Genomic DNA, 23269 nt, shown 5'->3' with positions numbered 1-23269 from the left:
TATAAAGGAATCTTATCTTTTAGTATTTTATTTATTTTATAAATTTTAGTATTGGATATAATATTCAATTAGTAGTGATATAATAACTTTAATTAATAATAAAGTTTTGAAGCAATTAGTCTGAAACTATTTAATAAAGGAGATATCAAATGGAAGTATATGCTTTAGTTGGGTCAAGTGGTACAGGAAAAAGTTATAAGGCACTAGAGTTTGCATATGAAAATGACATAGATTATATAATTGATGATGGTATTTTAATATATAGAAATAAAGTTTTAGAAGGTATATCAGCAAAACAAGCAAAGACTACTGTTGAGGCAGTTAAAAGAGCTATTTTTTATAATTTAGAACATCGGCAGAAGGTTAGAGAGGTAATAGAGAAGGAAAATATAAATAAGATTCTTGTTATAGGAACTTCAAAAAAAATGATTAATCAGATTGTAGATAGATTATCAATCGGAAAAGTTTATAAATTTATAAATATTCAAGATATAAGTACTAAATATGAAATAGAAATAGCAAAACAATCTAGAAAAGAAGGAAATCATGTAATTCCTGTTCCAGCAGTTGAAATAAAAAATATGACAAGTGGTCTTAGTATAAATCCATTAAAAAGGCTTTTTAGAAAAGGAAATAATATAAATATGGTCGTTTTAGAAAAGACAATTATAAGACCTACTTTTAGTTATATTGGCAAAGTTTATATTGATGCAGATGTAATTAAACAAATAATTGAATATGAAGTGTACAACTTTGGAAGCATTGATAGAATAAATAAAATCAATATAGAGAATTGCAATAATTTTATGAATATTTTTGTAAGTATAAATATCAATGATTTAGAAATTATAAAAAAAATTGAAAGTATGCAACAGATAATAAAAAAGTCTATTGAGAGAATGACTTTAGTTAATGTACAAAAAATAGATATTAACATTCATAAAATTAAAAAAATAAACTTCCTCCCATGTTAAAAAATAAACTGAAAAAATGATATACTAATTTGCAATAAAGTGTGCTATAATTAAACTGTAAATTTAGGAAATGGTTTTTCTAAATGGAGTATACATAATTATAACGTATTTATAAGGGGGCTTTCAAATGTCAGGAAAAGATGTAAATGTCTTCGAGATGGCGCAATCTCAAGTAAAAAATGCATGTGATAAATTAGGTATGGAACCAGCAGTTTATGAATTATTAAAAGAACCTATGAGAGTTATTGAGGTTTCAATTCCAGTAAAAATGGATGACGGTTCTATAAAAACTTTTAAAGGATTTAGATCACAACATAATGATGCAGTAGGGCCAACAAAAGGTGGAATAAGATTCCATCCAAATGTTTCAAGAGACGAAGTAAAAGCTTTATCTATATGGATGACTTTCAAATGTTCTGTAACAGGTATACCATATGGTGGAGGTAAAGGTGGAATAATAGTAGATCCATCAACTTTATCTCAAGGTGAATTAGAAAGATTAAGTAGAGGATACATAGATGGAATATATAAATTAATAGGTGAAAAAGTTGACGTTCCTGCACCAGACGTAAACACTAATGGACAAATAATGTCTTGGATGGTTGATGAATATAATAAATTAACTGGACAAAGTGCTATAGGTGTTTTAACTGGTAAACCAGTTGAATTTGGTGGTTCTTTAGGAAGAACAGCTGCTACTGGATTTGGTGTTGCTGTAACTGCAAGAGAAGCTGCTGCTAAATTAGGAATAGATATGAAAAAAGCTAAATTAGCTGTTCAAGGTATAGGAAACGTTGGTTCTTACACAGTTCTTAACTGTGAAAAACTTGGTGGTACTGTTGTAGCTATGGCTGAATGGTGTAAATCAGAAGGTTCTTATGCTATATACAATGAAAATGGTTTAGATGGTCAAGCTATGTTAGATCATATGAAAGAGCATGGTAACTTATTAAACTTCCCAGGAGCTAAGAGAATATCTTTAGAAGAGTTCTGGGCTTCAGATGTTGATATAGTAATCCCAGCTGCATTAGAAAACTCTATAACTAAAGAAGTTGCTGAATCTATAAAAGCTAAATTAGTTTGTGAAGCTGCTAATGGACCAACTACTCCAGAAGCTGATGAAGTATTTGCTGAAAGAGGAATAGTTCTTACTCCAGACATATTAACTAATGCTGGTGGAGTTACAGTTTCTTACTTCGAGTGGGTACAAAACTTATATGGATACTACTGGTCAGAAGAAGAAGTAGAGCAAAAAGAAGAAGTAGCTATGGTTAAAGCATTTGAATCTATTTGGAAAATCAAAGAAGAGTACAATGTTACAATGAGAGAAGCTGCTTATATGCATTCAATTAAGAGAGTTGCTGAAGCTATGAAATTAAGAGGATGGTACTAGAATTTACTCTTAATAAATAATAGGATATAATTATTTAATATATAAAAAGGGCTGTACTATGTACAGTCCTTAAAAGTTATATGACTCAAAGTGATTTGGGTCATTTTTTATTTTGTAGAACATATTAATGTAACTTATGAAAAAAATTAAATACAATTAGAAGCAATAAAACTAAAGTTGATGCAATTAAAATTATTTACTTTCAAAACATTTACAATGTAATATTAATGGGTTTTAGATAGAGTCTATATTTATGACTTAAACTAATTCTTGTCAATTGACGTGCTAATTATGAATAAGCTATAATTAAATAAAAATAGTTTTATAAACTTAATTGAAAAAATATTAAATAAAAATAAATATATTTCTAAAATAAATATGATTTAAATAAAAGAGGTTTTGTAAAGGAAATCAAAAACTAGTTTAACTTTAGTTAAATCTCCATGTTTATATAGAATCAATACACATTGAAGTAAGATGGACATTTATTATTACATAAAAAGTCATAGAAAGAACTTAGAGAGCTAATTAAATTCAAATACAAAATACTAATAAATAAGTTAGGTGAAAATATATGGTTAATTCAATTCTAAATGGTATTTTTAGAACTGTTATAGTAAGTAGTTTAAGTATTCTTCTGATATTGATTTTCAAGAAAAATGTATTTAAAAGATTTAGTAAAAAATTTAATTATTACATATGGATGATAGTTGTTATTAAGCTGTTATTGCCCTTTACATACTATACCTTTACAATAAACATCTTGAGAAGCAAAGAAAATATCAATATTAATAATATTAATTTAGAGGGATTCAATAATATTTCAACTTTAAAGAATAGCATCTTATTGTATGCTTGGCTTATAACTGTAGTAATATATTTAATTTATAATATCTTTAAATACATAAAACTTAAAAACTTAATAAATGATTTATCCTATGATGTTGAGGATGAAGAAGTAATAAATCTTTATAAAGATATATTAAAAGAATTTAATATAACAAAAGATATAAAATTAAAATATTCTTATGAAGTTGAAACACCAGCATTTTTTGATTCATGTGTACTTTTACCACCACATGACTATAAGCTAAAAGAACTTGATTGGATTTTTAGGCATGAACTTATGCATTTCAGGAGTAAAGACCTTTGTCTAAAGTATGTAATGATATTTTTGAAAATAGTATATTGGTTTAATCCATTTGTATATATAATGGACAAACATATAGATTTAGATTGTGAACTTTATTGTGATGAAAGAGTTTTAAAGAATCGTAGTGAAGAAGAAAAACAAGATTATGCTCTAACAATTATAAATGCAATGAGAAGAGGTTCAAACATTTCAAATAAATTTGTGGCTGGATTACATAAACAATCTGATATTAGAAAAAGAGTAATGAATATGTTTAATGAAAAATATAAAAATGGTATTTTGATGGCATTAATTTTATGTTTATTATCTTCTATTACTTTTTTAAAGGTCAATTCAACTAGTATTACTAATTTAAATGTATTACCTGAAGAAGTATACTATTCAGAAACTACTAATAGAGCAATCATTGGATTTGTATCATTTACATATGCAGATGCTCCTGAAAAGGTTAGAAAAGAGCATAAAGAAAACTGTGAGAATTTAGGGAAGATTCCAAAAGATTCTGATAAAATAGAAGTTCATATAAAATTCTATAATAAATTAAAACCATAATCAAATTTAAAACAAATTATAATCAAAAAGTCACTTTTATATAAGTGACTTTTTACTTAGAATAAGTTAAAAAATTCACTATATTTCTAACTTTATAGAAGTTTTATTAAAAAATATACGATGCATAAAAACGCACAAAAAAACACATAAAACAATATTTATGCGTACTTTAGCTTCAAAAGGTACAAAATTCTTTACTTTTACAAACTCATATTATATAATGAAGTAAATAATGTATATTTAGGTGACATATTGGATAAACTAATTAATTATTATTTATTAATATAATGATACTATAAAAGTTATATAAAGAGGTTTACAAAAAAGTTACAGATAGAGCTTTTATTAATGTATTGTGTATTAGTATTTTATCCTTAGGTACTCTTCACCTACAAAATAGAATCATAAGATAATTATGGGAAAATTTTAGGAGGTTTATCGTGAAGAAAAAGATATTAATACCAGTATTTGCATCAGTTATGGCATTATCAGTAAGTTCAATTGTAAATGCAGATGAAATAAATGATTCATCTCAAAATAAAGATGATAAAACAAATACTGAATTAAATTTAGGCGAATATAAAGAAGTAAAATATAAAGTTGCAAGAATAAAAGATGGAGTAGCTATAAAGATAAGAGAAGAAGGTCAAGTTCAAAATATAGCTTATTCTGGAGATGAATTTACAGTTCTAGGAATTCAAGGAGAATGGGTTAAAGTTAAAGTTGAAGATGGCGAAGGTTGGTTAGCTACTAGATATGTAGATATATCTGAAGGGGTAGGATACACTAACGCTGATAAAGTAAACTTAAGAAAAGATAAAAGTGAAAATTCAGAAGTAATTGGAGAACTAGAAAAAGGAAGCTCTTTATTGGTTTTAGAGGAAAATGGAGATTGGTTGAAAGTTAAAGATGGAGAAACAGAAGGATATGTAAAATCATCTTATGTAACTGATAAAGCTCCAGTAATAGAAGAACCGCAAGTAGATCAAAATGTTACTCAAAATGGAGATTCTACAAACACAAATAACACTCAACAAAACAACACAAATAATAATCAACAAAATAATAATTCAAATGTGCCAACAGCTAACTCTAATGCAGTTCAAGCTGTACTTAATTTGGCTTATTCTAAGCAAGGTTGCCCATATGTTTGGGGAGCAGAAGGGCCAAATACTTTTGACTGTTCAGGATTTACACAATATGTGTACAGAAATGCAGTAGGAAAGAAGATACCAAGAACATCTAAGGCACAATCTAATTATGGACAAACTGTAAGTAAGGCAAATTTACAGCCAGGAGACTTAGTATTCTTTACAACTAATGGTTCTGGTTCTGTTAGTCATGTTGGTATATATGTAGGTGGAGGTAATATGATACATTCACCATCAACAGGAAAAACAGTTCGTGTAACTAGTATAAATTCAGCATACTATACAGCGAGATTTGTTACAGCAAAAAGAATCTTATAATCTATTTGTACTATAACAAATTGATAAATACATAAATACAAATGCTCTATATTATATTTAATTTAATCAGGAAATATAAAATGATTATATGTTAAATGCAATATAGAGTGTTTTTGTATTATCTTAAATTTTGATGTGGATTTATATTAATATTACTATTAAATAGTATTCTTTCCAGATAATGATTATTTGCGCAATACCTTGACAGGATAAGGTAAAGGTGATAAGCTACTAACAGTACAAAAATACTTTTAATTTTAGTTCAGAGAGGCTAAAAAAGGAGGACGAAAGATGTTAAAATCAAGAAATTTAATCCAACCAGAAGACTTTTCTATAGAAGAAATAGATGAAATATTAGAATTAGCTCAAAAAATAATTGACAATCCGTCAAAATATTCTCATATATGTGAAGGTAAACTATTAGCTACATTATTTTATGAACCATCAACAAGAACAAGATTAAGTTTTGAATCTGCTATGAACAGACTAGGAGGTCGTGTCGTAGGTTTTTCAGAGCCAAATTCATCATCTGCATCAAAGGGTGAAACTTTAGGTGATACGATGAGGATAGTATCTAGTTATGTTGATATAATAGCTATGAGACACCCTCAATCAGGTGCAGCTACAGAAGCATCAAAATTTACAGAAGTACCATTTATAAATGCAGGAGATGGCGGAAATCAGCATCCAACCCAAACACTTACAGATTTACTTACTATAAAATCATTAAAAGGAACTTTAGAAAATCACACAATAGGATTATGTGGTGATTTAAAATATGGAAGAACTGTACATTCTTTAGTTAAGGCTATGGCGAGATACAAAAATACTAAGTTTGTATTTATAGCACCTGAAGAACTAAAAATGCCAGACTATATAAAAGAAGCTATAAAGGGACATGCTTACTATGAAACTAATAATTTAGATGATGTTATAGGAAGTTTGGATGTTTTATATATGACTAGAATTCAACAAGAAAGATTTGAAGATAAATCAGAATACGAAAGACTAAAAAACTATTATATTTTAAATAAAGCTAAATTAGAAAAAGCATCTGAAAGTATGTTAGTAATGCATCCACTACCAAGAGTAAATGAAATAGATGTTGATGTAGATACAGATGATAGAGCTGTTTATTTTAAGCAAGCTAAATATGGAATGTTCGTTAGAATGGCATTAATAATAAAGCTTCTAGGTGTAAATGAAGGTTAGTAGTTACATTATATAATAGTGAAGTAAAGGAGATTTTGGGATGTATAAAATTCTAGAAAATATATACATAGGTGAAGATATGTATAGAATGAAAGTAAAAGGCGCTTTTGAAGGTAAGATGGGGCAATTTTATATGCTAAGAGCATGGGATACTTATCCAGTCCTTTCAAGACCTATAAGTATACATGATATAGATGAAGAAGGTATAACTTTTCTTTATAAAGTAGTAGGAGAAGGAACTCAAATTATTAGTAATCTAAAAGTAAACGATACTATAAAACTAGAGGGTCCTTATGGAAATGGATATAGTAAAGTTGATGGAAAAGTAGCTCTAGTAGGTGGTGGAATCGGTATAGCACCATTATATTTAGTTGCTAAAAACATAAAAGACTGCGATGCTTATCTTGGATTTAGAGAAGATGTTATATTAGAAAATGAATATAGAGAAGTTTGCAATGAGGTATATACAACAGTAGGAAATAAGTTTGTAACAGACATAATTGATGTAGAAAAATATGACTATATATTAACATGTGGGCCAACTCCAATGATGGAAAAATTGGTTAAAATGGTAGAAGGTACTAAAACAAGGATTATGGTGTCACTTGAAAATCATATGGCATGTGGAGTAGGAGCGTGTTTAGTATGTACATGTAAGACTACTAAAGGAAATAAAAAAACTTGCAAAGACGGTCCAGTATTTTGGGGAGAGGACGTGATTTTTAATGGCTAATTTAAACGTAAAATTTGGAAATATTGATTTTAAAAATCCAGTAATAATGGCGTCTGGGACTTTTGGATTTGGAAGAGAATATAATGAAATTTATGATATACAAAAACTTGGTGGTATAAGTAGTAAAGGTCTTACTTTAAATAAAAAACCTGGTAACAATGGTATGAGAGTTCATGAGACACCATCAGGTATGATGAACAGTGTTGGACTTGAAAATCCTGGAGTTCAAGGATTTATAGACAGTGAACTTCCTTTCTTCAGTGAGTTAGATTTAGTTAGAATTGCTAATGTTGGAGGTGGAACATTAGAAGATTATCTACTTGGGGTTAAGCTGTTAAATGATAAACCTATAGATATTATTGAATTGAACATATCTTGTCCAAATGTCAAAGCAGGAGGAATGGCTTTTGGTATAAAAAATGAAGTGGCAAGAGAAGTTGTTCGTGAGGTAAGAAACGCAACTAAACTACCTCTAGTAATAAAATTATCACCTAATGCTGAAGATATTGTGGGTATGGCAAAAGTTTGTGAAGAAGAAGGTGCTGATGGAGTATCTTTAGTTAATACTTTTAAAGCAATGGCAATTGATATAAAAAATAGAAAGCCAGTATTTGAAAATGTATATGCTGGATTATCTGGACCAGCTATAAAGCCTATAGCTCTTAGAATGGTACATGAAGTTTGTAAAAATGTAAATATACCAGTAATGGGAATGGGTGGAATAACTAAAGCTACAGATGCGATAGAATTTATAATGGCAGGAGCTACTTGTATTCAAGTTGGAACTGCAAATTTCATGAATCCTAAAATTGGGCTTGAGATAATAGATGGAATCAATGAATTTATGGATAGAGAAGGAATAAAGAATTTAGAAGAAATAAGAGGAATTATATAGGTTACAGGTATGACAAATAAGTACAATTAAAGCAAAGAATATAAATTAAAATAAATATAATTTTATAATATTTAACATGGAGGAAAAAATAATATGAGTAAAGTAGATGTAGTAGATATATTAAAGAAAAGTGATGCATTATTAGAAGGACATTTTTTATTATCTTCAGGAAAGCACAGTAACAGATATGTGCAATGTGCAAAGCTATTAAGATTTCCAGAGTATGCAGCTGAGGTATTAAATACAGTTGTTGAACAAATAAAAGATTTAGATATAGACTTAGTAGTTGGTCCAGCTATGGGTGGAGTAGTAGTTTCTTATGAGCTAGGAAGACAATTAGGAAAAGAAGCTATATTCACTGAGAGAAAAGATAATACAATGGAGTTAAGAAGAGGATTTGAAGTTAAAAAAGGTGCAAAGATAATAATTGCTGAAGATGTTGTTACTACTGGTAAGTCAACTATGGAAACAAAAAGAGTATTAGAAGCGTTAGGTGGCGAAGTTATAGGTGTCGCTTGTATAGCTGATAGAACTAATCATGACATAGGTATGCCTATATATAGTGCAATAAAACTTGATATTCAAGTTTATGAAGCTGATGAATGTCCTTTATGTAAAGAAGGAAAATTACCAGTTGTTAAACCTGGAAGTAGAGAATTTAAAGAATTAGGAATGTAATAACCAATTAATTAAATTTAACATTATTTTAGTAAATACAAATTTTTTTACTAAATAAATATCAATTTAAATATATAAATAAGATATAATAAACAGCTAGCTTTCATTTAAAAAGCTAGCTGTTTTTTGTTAAAAATATATTTACAAAACAGTAGCTGGTAGCAGTACAATATAATTATAAGATAAAAAATTATTATATATATTGGGGAGGGTTTCGGTATGAGTAATCAATTAAAGAAAAATCAAAAAAAGGTTGTATTTTTTGGTGTTGGTGCTGTTGGAGCTACCTTTGCAGAACAATTTTTAAATTCTAAATATGATTTTAAAATTCTTTGTGACCAAAAAAGAAAAAAAAGATATTTAGAAGAGGGTTTTATAATAAATGGAAAAAGATATGACTTCGATTATATAACTAAAGATGAATATAAACAAGAAGCTGATTTTATAATTATAGGTTTAAAATATAATAACCTAAAAGAAAATATAGAAGAGTTAGATGGATTAGTTGGAAAAGATACAGTACTAATGTCTTTACTAAATGGAGTTAATAGTGAAGAGATAATAGGGGAAAGATTTGGAATTGAAAAAATGGTATATTCATATGTAACAAATATAGATGCAAAAAAAATAGAAAATAATATTATACATACTACAGATGGAATAATTGTATTTGGAAATAAAGATAATAGTGAAGATAGAAAAACAGATATAATAACTGAAGTTTTTGATAGTGTAAATATAGAATATGTATTATCAAAAAATATTCAACGAGACATGTGGTGGAAATACATGGTTAATATTGGGGTGAATCAAACTTCAGCTATACTTGGCGCTTCTTATGGAGTATTTCAAGATTCTGAATATCTAAGAGAGTTAGCAAAATCTGCAATGAGAGAAGTGGTTGATATAGCTCGAGTAAAAGGTATATGCCTTACAGAAGATGATGTAGAAAATTCATTACATAGAATACTAGAACATTCAAGAGAAGGTAGAACATCAATGCTTCAGGATGTAGAGGCTCATAGACTTACAGAAGTAGATATGTTCTCTAAGAATATTTGTGAGCTTGGAAGAAAGTATAACATACCAACTCCTATAAATCAGACTTTTTTTTATATGATAAAAGTAATTGAAAGTAGATTTTAGAAAATTTTTAGAAAAAATTGAGGCTGTAAGTAAATCTGTGCAAAACAAATTTATCTACAGCTTTTTTAGTAGACATAATTGGTAAAAATGGAAGCAAACTGTCTTTTAGTAGAGTATCATGAAGCAAAAGTAAAAATCAAAGGTTTTATCAACATGGTTGTGTTCGCAGCTGTTATTCCTTCTTTAGCAAAAGTTTCTTTGACAGATTTAATCAGTCTTTTTGTACCAATTGTAGGTATGTTTGCAGTTTCTATTATTGGTATATTCCTTATGATGAAGGTGCTTCCAGGTTGGAAAATCATTGGTTCTAAACCTCTTGCTTTTGGAGTAGGATTCTGTCAGATGTTAGGATTCCCAACAACATATTTGATTTCAAATGAAGTATGTAATGCTATTGGAGAAACAGAAGAAGAAAGAACATATTTGATGTCTAAAATAATGCCTAAGCTAGTAGTTGGTGGTATGATTTCTATAGTGGTAGCTGGTATTATTGCACCAATGTTATAAATAAATTTTGTAATTGAATAGGAAGTAAGAAAAGGGATAACTATTTATTGAGGATAGGTTACAATATAAAAAGGATTCTAAAAGTCATAAAAGGCTTGTAGAATATTTTTTTATGTTAACTTAAATAATGAATATATCAAATGCGAATTAAAAAATATTTTTAATAGCTACAACTATTGGGATTACTTATTTTTATATTAAATACTATATCATAAAATAACAAAAAAATCAAGTCGAGTAATCTCTCTATTTCAGTGATATACTAGGTTTTAATAGTTTTTGATAAATATAATGTAACTAGAGGACAATCTATGTTTTTTAATTTTTTTGATTAAATTTACCTCTAGTTCAATACTTATAAGGAGAAATATTATGAATTTAAAAAAAGGATTAGATATTTTAGAAATTCCATCAAGTATATTAGGCAAAGATAAAGTTATATATATTCCAGTAATCTATACAGAAGATGAGGTAACTCTTGTTGATACTGGACTTCCAGGTCAAGGAGATTTAATAATTGATGCTCTTAATAATAGTAATACAAGTTTTAATAAATTAAAAAATATAGTAATAACTCACCATGATATAGACCATATAGGAAATATAAAATATTTAAGAGAAAAATCTAAAAATGATATAAAGGTATATGCATACAAAAGTGAAGTCAACTATATAACAGGGGAAGAAACCCCATTTAAACTTTGCATGTTAGAACAAGAAATAGATAGTCTTAATGATAAAATGCTTGATATGTTAAATGCTATGAAATTTGGATTTAAGTCATCATATACTACAGTAGATGTATCTTTAAACAATCATGAAGTTTTAAATTTAAGTGAAGAAGTAGAGGTTATACACACAGGTGGTCATACTAGGGGTCATATATGTCTTTATTTAAAAAAATCTAAAGTACTTATTGCTGGAGATTTATTAGAGATAAAAGATGGTAAACTTAGACCAGTTGATGTAATGCATAGTGATAAGCAAGAATTGATAAAAGCTATTAAAAAATTAAGTAACTATGATATAGAGGAAATAGTTTTTAGTCATGGTGGATTATATAAAAAAAACATAATAGAAACATTAAAAAATATAGTTATTGAATAATGTTACATGATTGAAAATACTATCCAGTTCTTTATGAAAAGTTTATTTAAACAATAATTAAATATGAATAGGAAAGAAACAAAAAATTTATAAATAATTACTTACTTAATATTTTGAGAATAAAAATATTACTGGAATCAGAAATTTCCAGTAATATTGAGTAAGAAAAAATATATTTACACAAATCTATAAACATTCTCAAAAAACTTATAATTTATTGTTAGCTTTAAATTATATTAATCTTTTATGCTATTTAAATTACTAAATACTTTTAACTCTTCAATGAAAATACTTGCTGCTTTTGATAAAGTTATATCTTTTGGAAAGATATATGAAAAATGTCTGTTATAGTTGCTTCCAAGTTCTATGACAGACAGTTCGTTGTTTAAAACAGGTAAGCTTGTTACGAGATTAGATACTATTGTAATTCCTAAATTATTTCTAACTGATTCTTTGACAGCATAATTACTTCCAAAGACCATCATACTTTTTGGAATAATTTCCTTAATGCTTAAAAACATATCTAAATAATCTCTAGTTCCAGAACCGTCTTCTCTAACTATCCATTTTTGATTTTGAAGCTTATCAAAACTAAAATCTTTTAATAAAGGGCTATTATACGGAAGTGCTAAAACCATCTTATCTTCAAAAAAATATTCTTGCATAAATGAGGGAGAAGAACAAGTCCCTTCAATAAGTCCAATATCTAAAATATAATCCTTAACATGAGAAGATACAATGGATGTATTTTCTATGAAAATTTCTACATCTATATCAGGATACTTTTGAGAAAATAGTGCAAGAAAATTAGGAAGAATATATTCTCCAATAGTTAAACTTGCGCCAATCTTTAAACGCCCAGTTATAGCATCTGAAACCTGATTTACATCGTGATATGTAACACTTAAAAGATTTAGTATTTCCTTGGCTCTTTTATATAATATTTGTCCACTTTCTGTAATAAAAATAGTTTTCTGTTTAATAGATCTATTTATAAGTACAACCTTAAAGTAATTTTCTAAGTTTTTAATATGTTTACTTACACTTGGTTGTGATAAATTTAGGTATTCACCAGCTTTGGTGAAGTTTTTATATTCAACAACAGCAACAAATGTTTTTAATTCTTCAAACAATTTTTTACATCTCCTTTGCATAATAAAAATTTTGTATTTTTTATCAGTTACTTACAGATAATTGTAATATATACATTAATCATTAAAATTATTAATCATTACGATATTATATATTTATTTTACTTATGGTTATTACAATTATATACTATTATTGTAAAGAAAACTATATTAATTAGAAGGTAGGTATATTATGTTAAAGAATAAAAGCAGTTTTACATTAAAGAATATAAAAGAAATATTACCTGGGTTGGTTGTATCTGTATTAGTAGGTTATATTAGTATATTTATTTCAACATTAATACCTAAAGTAGGAGCAGCATCAATTTCTATATTTTTAGGTATGTTTGTAGGAAATTTATTTTTAAATCAGAAAGTCTTTCAAAGGGGCTATAAATTTTCAGAAACAGATTTGCTATCATATTCAATAGTATTATTAGGAGCAACCCTTAGTATATCTACTCTAATAGATTTAAAAATTTCAGGTATATTGTTTATAATATTACAAATGACAATAACAATAGTATCAGCACTTTATATAGGTAAAAAGCTAGGTTTTGGTGAAAACTTTAGATTTCTTATGGCAAGTGGGAATGCAGTATGTGGTTCTTCTGCTATAGCAGCAACAGTTCCAGTAGTTAATGCTACAGACAAAGAAAAAGGAATAGCAATAACTATTGTCAATGTTACTGGTATATTTCTTATGTTTTTACTTCCAATAATATCTCAATTCTTATATAGTCATGAGCTTGTAAAAACATCAGCAATGATAGGTGGAACATTACAATCAATTGGTCAAGTTGTGGCAAGTGGAGCTATAGTTGGGGAAAATGTAAAGGATTTAGCAACTATTTTCAAAATAGTGAGAGTAATATTCTTAGTTGTAGTTGTTTTAGTATTTGGACATTTGAAAAATAAGTCTAACAGTGAAATTATTGAAGAAGAAAAAGATGAAATAAAAAAGAAAAAAATAAATATACCATGGTATGTAATTGGTTTTTTCATAACTTGTGCACTTTTTTCAATTAATATTATACCAAAAGAAGTATCTGTATTGTGCAAAGAAATAAGTAATAAATTTGAAATAATAGCACTAGCAGCAATTGGATTAAAAGTTAATGTAAAAGACTTAGTAAGACAAGGTAAAGCAGTTTCTTTATATGGTCTATTTGTAGGAACAATACAAGTTATATCAGCGATAGTTTTGATAAAAATATTTATATAGAATAGAAGTATTGATTATAATATCAATTTACTTAATCAAAATAATATGTTATTAATAACTGATAATATAAATAAAAAATGAATTCTAATAAGTGTAGATGGGTATAAGCTTATTGGAGTTCATTTTTTATTTATAGTGAAAATTTAAAGTAAAATATTATTTTACATAATAATAACATTATAAATTTTGAAATTACTTATCTTTGTGTTAAAATAAGAAAAATGCACATATCACAGTTAAGTATTTAAGTAGATAAATAAAATAAAAATATAAATATTAAGGAGATTTTTTATATGAATGTTTATGAAAAGAATAATGTAGTTATACTAGAAGGAGTAACAGATTTTGATCCAAAACATATATTTGAGTGTGGTCAATGTTTTAGATGGCATAAACAAGAAGATGGCTCATACACAGGAGTTGCAAAAGGTAGAATATTAAATGTAAAAAAAGAAGATGATAAAGTATATTTAAATAATACAAATTTAGAGGAGTTTAATAGCATTTGGTATAATTACTTTGATTTAGGGACTGATTATACAGAAATAAAAAACAATCTAAAAAGTATGGATGAATATTTAAATAAAGCTACTGAATTTGGATGGGGAATAAGAATTTTGAGACAAGATGGATGGGAAATGCTTATATCATTCATAATTTCTTCTAATAATAGAATTCCTATGATACAAAGAGCTATAGAAAACTTATCAAAAAGTTTTGGTAAATACATAGGTGAGTATGAAGGTAAAGAATACTATGCATTTCCAACACCAGAAGAGTTAAATAAAGCCTCACAAGAGGAAATAAGAGCATGTCAAACAGGTTTTAGAGACAAGTACATAAAGAGTACTACACAGGCAGTTATAGAAAATAATGATAAGGTATCTGAATATGTAAATTTAAGTACAGATGATTGTAGAAAAGAGCTTTTAAAATTTAATGGAGTAGGTCCAAAGGTATGTGATTGTATTGCGTTATTTGGTATGCAAAAATATGATTCTTTTCCAGTTGATGTGTGGGTTAAGAGAGTTATGCAAGAGTTCTACATAAATGAAGATATGAGTTTACCTAAAATGAGAACTTATGGGATTGATAAATTTGGAGAAATGTCTGGGTTTGCACAACAATATCTATTTTACTATGCAAGAGAGTTGGGTATAGGAAAATAGACTTAAGGGGGAAGGAATTATGGGAGTGATAGGCACAATATTTCTGTTCTATTTAATTATATCATATCTAGCTGGAGCCATAATTTCTGTAATTATATTACTTGAAAATAGAGATCCTGCAAAAACAATGTCTTGGTTATTGATGTTTATCATATTTCCTGGGATAGGGTTAATTATATATGCTATTTCGGGTAGAAATATTAGAAAACGAAAATTATTTAAAACTCAAAAACTAGCCAATAATATAAAAGAAAAGAAACTTTTTGATACATTAGAAAAGATAACAGAAATTGTTGAACTAGAAAAAGAATCTATAAGGCAAAATAAGCTTTTAAGAGATGAGGAAGATGGTAGCTATAGAAAAAGAGTCATAAGTATGCTACTAAAGACTGGGATGTTTCCATTTACTAAGAACAATAAAGTAGATGTTTTTGTAGATGGAAATGAAAAATTTAAGAGACTTATAGAAGATATAAGAGAAGCTAAAGACCATATTCATTTAGAGTACTTTATAATCAAAGACAGTGAAATAGGTAGGGTGTTAAAAGAAGAGCTTATAAAAAAAGCTAAGGAAGGTATTAAAATAAGAATTTTATATGATGATGTAGGGTGTTGGAGATTTTGGTTTAATAGAAAATTTTTCCGAGAAATGAGAGAAGTAGGTATAGAAATAGCAGCTTTTTTACCTACAAAATTCCCTATAATAGGAGGAAAGTTAAACTATAGGAATCATAGAAAAATTGTTGTTATTGATGGAATAATTGGATATACAGGTGGAATAAATATAGGAGATGAATATTTAGGAAAAAATGAGAAGTTTGGGTATTGGAGAGATACTCATATTAGAATTAAAGGAATTTCTGTATATATGCTTCAAATGACATTTTTGATTGATTGGTACTATACAACAAAAGAGGTTTTAGTTACTAAAAATTACTTTCCAAGTGTCGGAAATGTAGGTGAGAGTATGATACAAGTTGTAGCTAGTGGACCAGATAGTGATTGGGAAGACATTCATTATGCTTATTTTTCTGCTATATGTCAAGCTAAACAAAGTGTTTATATAGAGACTCCATATTTTATTCCAGATGAGAGTCTGCTGAAAGCTATAAAAAGTGCTGCGCTTAGTGGTGTAGATGTAAGAATAATATTTCCTAAAATTGCAGACCACAAAATAGTTAATATAGCATCTTATTCATATTTTGAAGAAATATTAAGAGCAGGTGGTAAAGTTTATTTGTATAAAAAAGGATTTATACATTCCAAAGTCGTAATAATAGATGATAAAATTGCTTCTGCAGGTACAGCAAATATGGACCTAAGAAGTTTCATGCTTAATTTTGAAGTAAATGCTTTTATCTATGATGAAGATGTTATTAAAGTAATGACAGATGATTTCTATGAAGATTTAAGTCATTGTGAAGAACTTAATTTAGAGGTATTTAAGAACAGAAATATTGTACAAAAAATTAAAGAATCTGTAGCCAGATTGTTTTCACCAATATTATAAAAAATTATTAAAAAAGGTATTGAAAATTATGTGTGATTGGTATATTATAATAATTGTTAGCACTCTAGTAGATAGAGTGATAATAAATAAAAAGTATATATATAAATCTACATATAAAAGTAGTATTAATTTAAAAATAACTAAAAACATAGGCAAACTAGTCTATACTTAATATTTTAGGAGGCGTGAATAATGAAAATAAGACCATTAGCTGACAGAGTAGTAATTAAAAAAGTGGAAGCAGAAGAAAAAACTGCAAGTGGAATAGTTTTACCAGGAGCAGCTAAAGAGCAACCTCAAATAGCTGAAGTTGTAGAAGTTGGACCAGGTGGGATAGTTGAAGGAAAAGAAGTAAAAATGGAATTAGCAGTTGGAGACAAGGTTATATTCCAAAAATATTCTGGAACAGAAGTTAAAATAGAAGGACAAGAGTATACAATACTAAGACAAAGTGATGTATTAGCTGTTATTGAATAAATATAGAATAAATTTATTAGGAGGGGTTTAAAATGGCTAAAGAAATTAAATTTTCAGAGGAAACAAGAAGAGCTTTAGAAGCTGGTGTAAATAAATTAGCAGATACAGTAAAAGTAACATTAGGACCTAAAGGAAGAAATGTTATATTAGATAAAAAATTTGGTTCTCCACTTATAACTAATGATGGTGTAACTATAGCAAAAGAAATAGAATTAGAAGATAGATTTGAAAATATGGGTGCTCAGTTAGTTAAAGAAGTAGCAACTAAAACTAATGATGTAGCTGGAGATGGTACTACAACTGCTACAGTTTTAGCACAAGCTATAATCAGAGAAGGTTTAAAAAATGTAACAGCAGGTGCTAACCCAATACTTTTAAGAAAAGGAATACAAAAAGCAGTAACAGTAGCAGTAGAAGAATTAAAAAATCAATCAAGAATAGTAGAAACACAGGAAGCTATATCTCAAGTTGCTTCTATATCTGCTGGTGATGAAGAAGTTGGAAAATTAATAGCAGAAGCTATGGAAATAGTAGGTAAAGATGGAGTTATAACTGTTGAAGAATCTCAAACTATGAATACTGAATTGGATGCTGTTGAAGGTATGCAATTTGACAGAGGATTTGTTTCTGCATATATGGTTACAGATGTAGACAAGATGGAAGCAGTTTTAAATGACCCATATATATTAATTACTGATAAAAAAATATCTAACATACAAGAGCTATTACCAGTTCTTGAACAAATAGTTCAACAAGGTAAAAAGCTACTAATAATTGCTGAAGATGTAGAAGGTGAAGCATTATCTACATTAGTTGTTAATAAATTAAGAGGAACATTTGATGTAGTAGCAGTTAAAGCTCCAGGATTTGGAGATAGAAGAAAAGAAATGCTTCAAGATATAGCTATACTTACAGGTGGTCAAGTAATATCAGAAGAATTAGGATATGATTTAAAAGAAGCTGATTTATCTATGTTAGGTAGAGCTTCATCTGTTAAAGTAACTAAAGAAAACACTACAATAGTAGATGGTTCTGGAGATAAAAAAGCTATAGAAGATAGAGTAAATCAAATCAAACATCAAGTAGAGCAAACTACTTCAGATTTTGATAGAGAAAAATTAATGGAAAGATTAGCTAAACTTGCTGGTGGAGTAGCTGTTGTAAAAGTTGGTGCTGCTACAGAGGTTGAGTTAAAAGAAAGAAAATTAAGAATAGAAGATGCTCTTAATGCAACTAGAGCTGCTGTAGAAGAAGGAATAGTAGCTGGTGGAGGAACTGCTTTTGTTAGTGTTATACCAGCAATAGGAACACTAGTTGAGAGTTTAACTGGAGAAGTTAAACTAGGTGCTCAAATAGTTAAAAAAGCATTAGAAGAACCATTAAGACAAATAGCTATAAATGCTGGTCTTGAAGGTGCTGTAATTGTACAAAATGTTGTTAACGCTGAAGCAGAAACTGGATTTGATGCTTTAAATGAAAAATATGTAAATATGATAGAAGCTGGTATAGTTGACCCAACTAAAGTTAGTAGAAGTGCTTTACAAAATGCTGCATCAATAGCAAGTACTTTCTTAACTACTGAAGCTGCTGTTGCTGACCTTCCTGAAAAAGAAGATGTAGGAATGCCAGGAATGGGTGGCGGTATGCCAGGAATGATGTAATCTTAAAATATTTAAAAATATAAATTTTAAGATAGAGAACTATTTTGACTTAGATTTTAGTATCTAAGTTGAAATAGTTCTTTTGTATATATTTAATTTTTTTGTGCATTTACAATTTTAATATATATATTTGGATAATTAGTATCTGGATTATAATAATATCTTTGAAGTTGTATTGTTATTTTTTTAGGTTATGATGTTAGATATATATTAATTAAGGTATAATTGTTGATAGAGAATAAATCAAAGTTTAAAAGGATGCGATAATATGGACTTAAGAAAATTGCTTGAACAGGTTAAAAATGAAAACATTGATATAGATGTTGCATTAGAACAATTAAAAGATTTACCCTATGAAGACCTTGGATATGCCAATATAGACCATCATAGAGAATTAAGAAATGGATATCCAGAAGTAATTTATTGTGAAGGTAAAAGTGATGAACATATTTTAGGAATTATTGATAAAATGAATCAAAAAGGTTCTAATATATTGGGGACAAGATGTAGAAAAGAAACATTTTTAAAAGTTAAAGAAATTTATAGTCATGCTGAATACGAAGAATTATCTAAAATTCTTAAAATTCAAAATCATGCTATAGAGAATATTGGAAAAGGCAAAATTGTAATTGCAACAGGAGGAACTTCTGATATACCAGTAGCAGATGAAGCATATTATACAGCTAAATTTTTAGGTAATGATGTTGATAGAATATATGATGTTGGAGTGGCTGGTATACATAGACTTTTAAATAAGAGACACAAAATAGATAGTGCTAGAGTAGTAGTAGCTGTTGCAGGAATGGAAGGTGCACTTGCAAGTGTAATTGGAGGCCTAGTTGATGTTCCAGTAATAGCTGTACCAACATCTGTTGGATATGGAGCCAATTTTGGAGGATTAGCAGCATTATTGGCTATGTTAAATAGTTGTGCATCTGGAATATCTGTTGTAAATATTGATAATGGTTTTGGAGCAGGATATTTGGCAGCTATGATAAATAAATTATAATAGGTATATTGATATAAATTAAACATAAATTATACGATGTTAATCTAATGTTTATTAGATTTTTCATTATTAAAACTGAGGAGAAATATATGAGTGAAAAAATACTTTATTTTGATATAGTAAGTGGTATATCAGGGGATATGACCCTTGCAAGCTTATTAAATTTAGGTGTACCTGAGGAAATTTTTTTGGAGGAAATTCATAAACTAAAAATGAGCGATGAATTTAATATAAATATAAGCTCAAAAAATGAAAGTGGAATATCAGGTATAACAGTAAAAGTAATTACGAAAGAAACACATATGCACAGAAATTTAGTGGATATATTTGAAATTATAGATGAAAGTGATTTAAATGAAAATGTAAAATCTAATGCTAAAAAAATATTTATGGTAATTGGAGAAGCAGAAGCAAAGGTTCATGGAACTACAATAGATAAGATACACTTCCATGAGGTAGGAGCTATAGATTCAATTGTAGATATTGTAGGAGCATCTATATTAGTTGATTTACTTTGTATAGATAAGATTTATTCTAGTACAGTATCTGTTGGTTCAGGATTTGTAAAATGTGACCATGGAGTCATGCCTGTACCTGCACCTGCAACCATGGAAATATTAAAAGGTGTACCAATCAAATTAAATAATGTAAAAGGAGAATGTACGACTCCAACAGGAGCTGCAATAATAAAAGTTCTGTGTGATGAATTTGTAGAGGATTTTGAGTTTTCTCCAATAAAAATTGGATATGGAATAGGTCATAAGAAATTTGAAGTACCTAATATGTTAAGAACAGTATTAGGAGAAAAAAAAAAGAAGAATTAATTTATGAAATTAGTGCAAATATCGATGATATGTCTTCAGAAGTATATTCTTATTTGTATGAAAAAATATTAGACGAGAAAGCGTTAGATATTTATACAGAAAGCATTTATATGAAAAAGAATAGACCTGCAACAAAAATATCGATTTTATGTAATAAAGTAGATTTAGAAAAATTTATTGAAATATTGCTTTTAGAAACTAGCACTTTTGGAGTACGATATAATGCTTACAACAGAGAAATTTTAGATAGAAAGTTTGTAAAATTAGACACAAAATATGGATTAGTTACAATAAAACTAGGGTATTACAAAGATAAATTAGTTAAAGCTACTCCAGAATATGATGAATGTAAAACTATAGCAAAAAATGAAGATATTCCTATAAAAAAAGTGTTTGCTGATATAAATTTTAGAATAAAAGAAGAATTTAGTGAAAACTTATTGACATAAGTAATAAATTTTGATAAATTAATACTCAGCTTTAATAAATAAAAGCAAACAGAAAAAAATATATAAAATATAAACTCACTCGTATATGCTCAGAGATATGGTCTGAGAGTCTCTACCAAGATACCGTAAATATCTTGACTATGAGTGAAATTATTATACCAAAAGACCTAGTTAAGTAAATGTGTAGGCTGAGTTATACTCCCTATATGTTGGCTATAAGATAAGGGGCATTTTGGAAGCCTGTATAGTAATTTCACTTTTGCTAGAAATTATGGAAGTTACTATACAGGTTTTTTGTGTAAAAAGATTTAATATAATTTAGACTGTATTGTGTTAAAATAAATATATATAAAAACTATATTATACAAGGAGAGATGGAAATTTATGAAACATGAATTAGTACTTGTAATAGATTTTGGAGGTCAATATAATCAGTTAATAGCTAGAAGAGTTAGAGAAAACAACGTATATTGTGAAATACTTCCATGTACTGCAAGCATAGAAAGAATAAAAGCAAAAAATCCTAAAGGGATAATATTTACAGGTGGGCCAAATAGTGCATACTTAGAAGATTCTCCAACAATATCAAAAGAAATATTTGAACTAGGAGTACCAATACTTGGTATATGTTATGGAGTTCAAATAATGTCTCATGTATTAGGTGGAGTTGTAAGAAAAGGCAATAAACAAGAAAAAGAATATGGAAAAACATCTATAACTTATGGAAAATCATCATTATTTGAAGGGATTACTACAAATAGTGTTTGGATGAGTCATACTGATTTAATAGAAAAGGCTCCAGAAGGATTTACTATAGTTGCAAATACTAAAGATTGTCCAGTAGCGGCTATGGAAAATGTAGAACAAAAACTATATGGAGTTCAATTCCATCCAGAAGTAGAACATTGTTTAGAGGGAGATAAGATACTTAAAAATTTCTTATACAATGTATGTGAAGTAAAAGGTGACTGGACTACAGATTCATTCATAGAAGATAAAATAAAAGAATTAAAAGAAAAAATAGGTGACAAAAAAGCTTTATGTGCTTTAAGTGGAGGTGTTGACTCTTCTGTTGCTGCAGTTCTTATTCATAGAGCAATTGGAGATAACTTGACTTGTATATTTGTTGACCATGGTTTACTTAGAAAAAATGAAGGTGACGATGTAGAAAGAATATTTAGAGAGAAATTCGATATAAATTTAATAAGAGTTAATGCAGAAGATAGATTCTTATCTAAACTAAAAGGAATTTCTGAGCCAGAAGCTAAGAGAAAGATAATAGGTGAAGAATTTATAAGAGTATTTGAAGAAGAATCAAATAAATTAGGAAAAATGGATTTCTTAGTTCAAGGAACAATTTATCCAGATGTTATAGAAAGTGGACATGGAAATGGTGCTGCTACTATAAAATCTCACCATAATGTTGGTGGAATTCCTGAAGATGTAGATTTCCAAGAAATAGTTGAGCCATTAAGAGAACTATTTAAGGATGAAGTTAGAAAAATAGGATTAGAACTTGGTATAGAAGAAGGATTAATATTTAGACATCCTTTCCCAGGGCCAGGTCTTGGAATAAGAGTTATAGGTGATGTAACTAAAGAAAAATGTGATATATTAAGAGAAGCAGATGCTGTTTATATGGACGAGCTTAGAAAAGCTGGTTTATATAGAGAAATATGGCAAGCTTTTGCAACATTACCAGATGTTAAGACTGTTGGAGTTATGGGAGATGAAAGAACATATGCTTATTTAGTTGGTTTAAGAGCAGTTACTTCTTCTGATGGAATGACTTCTGACTGGTATAAGATGCCTTATGATGTGTTAGAAAAAATTTCTAATAGAATAATTAATGAAGTTGATGGAGTAAATAGAGTAGTTTATGATATAACTTCTAAACCACCTGGAACAATAGAATGGGAATAGTAAACAAAAAAGTCACAAACCTTGTATTTTCAAGGTTTGTGACTTTTTGAAATTTGATTGTGATACTAAAATG

General features: G+C 28.1%; 19 protein-coding genes, 1 pseudogene and 1 riboswitch. Of the genes and pseudogenes, 19 read left to right on the top strand and 1 reads right to left on the bottom strand.

What is annotated here, in order from left to right; genetic code table 11:
- Positions 1–149 precede the first annotated feature (149 nt).
- The 11 genes from IC174_RS17160 (at position 150) to IC174_RS17110 (ending at position 11819) form a co-directional block, all read left to right on the top strand.
- Entirely contained in the window at positions 150–974 is an 825-nt protein-coding gene (locus tag IC174_RS17160; RefSeq protein WP_227483537.1) for an ATP-binding protein, read from the top strand.
- Positions 975–1101: 127 nt separating this feature from the next.
- Positions 1102–2367 (top strand): Glu/Leu/Phe/Val family dehydrogenase, encoded by a 1266-nt coding sequence (gluD, locus tag IC174_RS17155; RefSeq protein WP_227434603.1) that lies wholly within the window; start codon positions 1102–1104, stop codon positions 2365–2367.
- 574 nt (positions 2368–2941) lie between these two features.
- Positions 2942–4072 carry a M56 family metallopeptidase gene (locus IC174_RS17150; RefSeq protein WP_227483536.1) on the top strand — a complete coding sequence of 377 codons (1131 nt, stop codon included), beginning with the start codon at positions 2942–2944 and terminating at the stop codon, positions 4070–4072.
- 440 nt (positions 4073–4512) lie between these two features.
- Entirely contained in the window at positions 4513–5541 is a 1029-nt protein-coding gene (locus IC174_RS17145; protein ID WP_227483535.1) for an NlpC/P60 family protein, read from the top strand.
- 291 nt (positions 5542–5832) lie between these two features.
- A complete protein-coding gene (gene pyrB / locus IC174_RS17140) occupies positions 5833–6753 on the top strand; it encodes an aspartate carbamoyltransferase (protein ID WP_227434607.1) in 921 nt (306 codons plus the stop codon).
- Between the two features lie 40 nt (positions 6754–6793).
- A complete protein-coding gene (locus IC174_RS17135) occupies positions 6794–7486 on the top strand; it encodes a dihydroorotate dehydrogenase electron transfer subunit (protein WP_227434608.1) in 693 nt (230 codons plus the stop codon).
- Positions 7479–8381: a dihydroorotate dehydrogenase gene (locus tag IC174_RS17130; RefSeq protein ID WP_227434609.1), complete on the top strand. Its 903-nt coding sequence runs from the start codon at positions 7479–7481 to the stop codon at positions 8379–8381. The genes IC174_RS17135 and IC174_RS17130 overlap by 8 nt, the downstream gene beginning before the upstream one ends.
- 93 nt (positions 8382–8474) lie before the next feature.
- Positions 8475–9059 carry an orotate phosphoribosyltransferase gene (gene pyrE / locus IC174_RS17125; RefSeq protein ID WP_227434610.1) on the top strand — a complete coding sequence of 195 codons (585 nt, stop codon included), beginning with the start codon at positions 8475–8477 and terminating at the stop codon, positions 9057–9059.
- A gap of 219 nt (positions 9060–9278) precedes the next feature.
- On the top strand, positions 9279–10205 hold the full coding sequence (locus tag IC174_RS17120) for a ketopantoate reductase family protein (protein ID WP_227434611.1): 927 nt from the start codon (positions 9279–9281) through the stop codon (positions 10203–10205).
- 78 nt (positions 10206–10283) lie between these two features.
- Positions 10284–10712 carry a hypothetical protein gene (locus IC174_RS17115; RefSeq protein ID WP_227483534.1) on the top strand — a complete coding sequence of 143 codons (429 nt, stop codon included), beginning with the start codon at positions 10284–10286 and terminating at the stop codon, positions 10710–10712.
- Positions 10713–11084: 372 nt separating this feature from the next.
- Entirely contained in the window at positions 11085–11819 is a 735-nt protein-coding gene (locus IC174_RS17110; protein ID WP_227434613.1) for an MBL fold metallo-hydrolase, read from the top strand.
- Positions 11820–12055: 236 nt separating this feature from the next.
- Here IC174_RS17110 and IC174_RS17105 read toward each other — a convergent pair whose 3' ends face one another.
- Complete coding sequence (locus tag IC174_RS17105) at positions 12056–12952, bottom strand: LysR family transcriptional regulator (RefSeq protein ID WP_227483533.1); 897 nt, start codon at positions 12950–12952, stop codon at positions 12056–12058.
- 190 nt (positions 12953–13142) lie between these two features.
- On the opposite strand from IC174_RS17105, the gene IC174_RS17100 reads away from it, so the two are divergent.
- The 8 genes and pseudogenes from IC174_RS17100 to guaA all read left to right on the top strand — a co-directional run bounded on the left by IC174_RS17100 (position 13143) and on the right by guaA (position 23196).
- A complete protein-coding gene (locus IC174_RS17100) occupies positions 13143–14174 on the top strand; it encodes a YeiH family protein (RefSeq protein ID WP_227434615.1) in 1032 nt (343 codons plus the stop codon).
- A gap of 293 nt (positions 14175–14467) precedes the next feature.
- Positions 14468–15343, top strand: coding sequence for a DNA glycosylase (locus IC174_RS17095; RefSeq protein ID WP_227434616.1), 876 nt, complete (start codon positions 14468–14470; stop codon positions 15341–15343).
- A gap of 19 nt (positions 15344–15362) precedes the next feature.
- Positions 15363–16853 (top strand): cardiolipin synthase, encoded by a 1491-nt coding sequence (gene cls, locus IC174_RS17090; protein WP_227483532.1) that lies wholly within the window; start codon positions 15363–15365, stop codon positions 16851–16853.
- A 192-nt stretch (positions 16854–17045) separates the two neighbouring features.
- Positions 17046–17330 carry a co-chaperone GroES gene (gene groES, locus IC174_RS17085; protein WP_227434618.1) on the top strand — a complete coding sequence of 95 codons (285 nt, stop codon included), beginning with the start codon at positions 17046–17048 and terminating at the stop codon, positions 17328–17330.
- A gap of 32 nt (positions 17331–17362) precedes the next feature.
- Positions 17363–18991 (top strand): chaperonin GroEL, encoded by a 1629-nt coding sequence (groL, locus tag IC174_RS17080; protein ID WP_227434619.1) that lies wholly within the window; start codon positions 17363–17365, stop codon positions 18989–18991.
- 268 nt (positions 18992–19259) lie between these two features.
- Positions 19260–20000 (top strand): nickel pincer cofactor biosynthesis protein LarB, encoded by a 741-nt coding sequence (larB, locus tag IC174_RS17075; RefSeq protein WP_227434620.1) that lies wholly within the window; start codon positions 19260–19262, stop codon positions 19998–20000.
- 47 nt (positions 20001–20047) lie between these two features.
- Positions 20048–21273, top strand: a pseudogene (larC, locus tag IC174_RS21470) (nickel pincer cofactor biosynthesis protein LarC).
- Between the two features lie 59 nt (positions 21274–21332).
- Positions 21333–21434, top strand: a riboswitch (purine riboswitch).
- A 223-nt stretch (positions 21435–21657) separates the two neighbouring features.
- Positions 21658–23196 (top strand): glutamine-hydrolyzing GMP synthase, encoded by a 1539-nt coding sequence (guaA, locus tag IC174_RS17065; protein ID WP_227434621.1) that lies wholly within the window; start codon positions 21658–21660, stop codon positions 23194–23196.
- Positions 23197–23269: the final 73 nt, after the last annotated feature.

The sequence above is a fragment of the Clostridioides sp. ES-S-0001-03 genome (assembly GCF_020676075.1).
Lineage (GTDB): Bacteria > Bacillota > Clostridia > Peptostreptococcales > Peptostreptococcaceae > Clostridioides.
Note: the sequence above shows the minus strand (reverse complement) of the source record. Positions and strands in the feature narration are given on the sequence as shown.